The sequence below is a fragment of the Mesorhizobium sp. M8A.F.Ca.ET.208.01.1.1 genome (assembly GCF_004791315.1).
In the GTDB taxonomy this organism is placed as follows: domain Bacteria; phylum Pseudomonadota; class Alphaproteobacteria; order Rhizobiales; family Rhizobiaceae; genus Mesorhizobium.
The window spans coordinates 1-417 of sequence record NZ_SRUT01000066.1; the positions used below are offsets into that span (position 1 = coordinate 1).

Genomic DNA, 417 nt, shown 5'->3' on the forward strand with positions numbered 1-417 from the left:
GCCACGCATCCGACGCAAGCCTGTGCCGAACCGTAACCAAACTGGTCCCCACCTTGCGGCCGGAGCCGGTATATAGTTGCATTTTAGAATCTACTAATTCTGAAGTTCGACTTCTATCCGGATTGCGCAAATTCCATCGAACCGCTTGCAATGATGACCGGCATTTCTCGGCGCAGGTTGCGCCCCAGTCACGATCTTCCGGCGCGCTGCAGTGTTTCGTAGGGAGATTCGCCGAAGAACAGTCGATAATTCGCGGCGAAGCGGCCCAGATGGGTGACCCCCACGTCCATAGCGATCGTCGTAACGCTCAAGCCGTTGGCGCGAGCCGTGACAAGGAGCCGTCTTGCTTCGTTGAGGCGGAGCGCTCTTATGAATTCGAGCGGGGTTACCGCGAACGTGGTGCGAAAGGCGTATTCG

At 57.3% G+C, this 417-nt stretch carries 1 protein-coding gene; it reads right to left on the minus strand.

Annotated features, from left to right (window positions below):
* Positions 1 to 188: 188 nt before the first annotated feature.
* Positions 189 to 417, minus strand: a 229-nt coding sequence (locus EN851_RS34295) for a helix-turn-helix domain-containing protein (RefSeq protein ID WP_135931057.1), incomplete at its 5' end; no start/stop codon positions are given.